The sequence below is a fragment of the Azospirillum sp. B4 genome (genome assembly GCF_000333275.1).
Lineage (GTDB): Bacteria > Pseudomonadota > Alphaproteobacteria > Azospirillales > Azospirillaceae > Nitrospirillum.
Genome location: NZ_BACU01000633.1, coordinates 1 through 2,265, shown reverse-complemented (window position 1 = coordinate 2,265; position 2,265 = coordinate 1). Strand labels below are relative to the sequence as shown.

Annotated in this window: 2 protein-coding genes, 1 tRNA gene and 1 pseudogene; all 4 read right to left on the bottom strand. The window is 63.1% G+C overall.

What is annotated here, in order from left to right:
* Window positions 1–21: 21 nt before the first annotated feature.
* The 4 genes and pseudogenes from I55_RS28340 to I55_RS28325 all read right to left on the bottom strand — a co-directional run bounded on the left by I55_RS28340 (window position 22) and on the right by I55_RS28325 (window position 1,970).
* Window positions 22–597, bottom strand: a pseudogene (locus I55_RS28340) (NuoB/complex I 20 kDa subunit family protein).
* Between the two features lie 81 nt (window positions 598–678).
* Window positions 679–1,047 carry an NADH-quinone oxidoreductase subunit A gene (locus I55_RS28335; protein WP_044564082.1) on the bottom strand — a complete coding sequence of 123 codons (369 nt, stop codon included), beginning with the start codon at window positions 1,045–1,047 and terminating at the stop codon, window positions 679–681.
* Between the two features lie 446 nt (window positions 1,048–1,493).
* Window positions 1,494–1,570: transfer RNA gene (locus tag I55_RS28330), tRNA-Asp, on the bottom strand.
* 175 nt (window positions 1,571–1,745) lie between these two features.
* On the bottom strand, window positions 1,746–1,970 hold the full coding sequence (locus I55_RS28325; protein ID WP_049974597.1) for a hypothetical protein: 225 nt from the start codon (window positions 1,968–1,970) through the stop codon (window positions 1,746–1,748).
* Window positions 1,971–2,265 lie beyond the last annotated feature (295 nt).

Genomic DNA, 2,265 nt, shown 5'->3' with positions numbered 1-2,265 from the left:
TCATCCTAGATCCCACGAGGCTCAGCGCCGAACCAGAAGGTCGCCGCCCTTGATCTTCGTCTGCAAGAGCAGCATGCCGTAGACCAGTGCGTACGCTGTGGGCGGGCAACCCGGCAGCTAGATGTCCAGGGGCAAGATGCGGTAGCAGCCGCGCACCACGGAATAGATGTAGTAGTAATAGCCGCCGCCGTTGGCGCACGACCCCATGGAGATGACCCAGCGCGGCTCCGCCATCTGGTCGTAGACCTTGCGGAGGGCCGGGGCCATCTTGTTGCACAAGGTGCCGGCCACGATCATCACGTCCGACTGGCGCGGGCTGGGGCGCGGAATCACGCCAAACCGGTCCAGGTCGAAGCGGCTCATGTAGGCGTGGATCATTTCCACCGCGCAGCAGGCCAGGCCGAAGGTCATGGGCCACAGCGAGCCGGTACGCGCCCAATCCTGCAGGGACTCCAGGCTGGCGACGACAAAGCCTTTGTCCTGCAACTCCGTCGTCACGGCCTTGATGTAGGCGTCCTGGGCGGGGCCCGGCGGCAGGGGCGCGCCCGCGCCGGCGGGGGTAACGCCAGCGGGGGAAACGGAAGAGTGGGTTGGCAAAGACGTCACGGGTCTGGCTCCGGTGTGAACGGGCAGCGATGCGAATAGGGCGACGGAAACAGGCTCAGGCGCCGGCCGGGATCACTCCCAGTCCAGCGCGCCCTTCTTCCATTCGTAGATGAAACCGATGGTCAGGATGCCCAGGAAAGCCATCATGGACCAGAAGCCGAACAGGCCGATGCGGCCCAGCGACACAGCCCAGGGGAAGAGGAAGGCCACTTCCAGGTCGAAGATGATGAACAGGATGGCGACGAGGTAGAAGCGCACGTCGAACTTGCTGCGGGCGTCGTTGAACGGCTCGAAACCGCATTCGTACGCCGACAGCTTCTCGCTATCCGGCTTCTGCTTGGCGACCAGCATGGAACCGAAGACCATCGCCGTCGCGATCACCCCGGCGATGGCCAGGAAGATGATGATCGGCAGATACTGGCTCAGCAGCTCGGTGGACATGACCTGACTGGACATGAGTGCGCCCCAAATTTCGTCCCGGTTGGCCCGACGGAGGCTTGCGGTGGGCGCCAGCCGTAACCAAGTGCATGAAGCCCAGGCCCACACATCTGATTATCGGTTTTTGGCCCCACCCGGCCTGCCCGCCGGTTCTGGACATAACATCCGAACCCATGCGGGGGTCCGAACGCCTGCACAAAAGCCCGGCTTGGGGCCGGGCGTGTTGGAATATAGGCGGGTGCCGTGCCCAAGGAAAGCAAATTACGCCATGCGTTCCGTGGGCCCCAAGGCGCTGAAAATATGGGGGAAATGATCTAATTCCGGGTTGTTGAGAACCACTCTCAAGCACCGCTCTACCGCAGGTGCGAGAACCCGGAAAGCAAGCAGGCCGCGCTGTTTCCAGCGCGGCCTTGCTAACACATCGAACATTCTGTCAGAATTCGATGAAGTGGCGCGAGTGACGGGACTTGAACCCGCGGCCTCCGGCGTGACAGGCCGGCGCTCTAACCAACTGAGCTACACCCGCGTCGTAGCAACTTCACTTTTCAGCCCGCCCCGCACCGTTCGTTTCATCGTTCGGTGCGTTTCGTGCCGGCCAGCGTCGCTGCGGTGCGCGGTTTGTAGTAAAAACGCGCACCCCTTGTCAAACAAGAAAAACGCATCGACGCCGATTTTTTTTCGTTTTTAGTAAGGCATTGAAATCAAGCCACTTTCTGGGCATGCCGCAGCCTGTCCAGACGATCAAGCGCTTCCATCAGGCGAACCGGCACGCCGCGGTGGTCCACCGCCTCTGGCCCGCCGAAGCCCGTCATGCTGAGCTCCAGGGCCTGGGCCAGCGGCTCCGCCACCGTGAGATTGCCCTGTTCCACCGCCAGTTCCAGCGCGCTCAGAATCCGATCGCCGAGACGCCGCTCATCCCATTCCATGACCCTAACTCCGTTCATTGCCACGGCAGGTCGTCCGGGCGCACGCCCCAAGGACACGGTCAAGGGTAGCACTTTCCGCTTCCGCCCCCGATGGGAAAACGACCTCTGCTGTGGGATAGGGGCTGCCATGTGCCCGCAACCGGCAAGGGCGCCACCGCAAGTGGCGTCACAGCACCCGGGCGCGGCCCAGCGACGCTTCCATCATGTCCAGGCTGTGCATGACGCGGCGCCAGGTCTCATCGCTGATGGCGTGGACGCGATGCAGGCGCGCCAATTCGTCGCGCTTGGCGCGCAC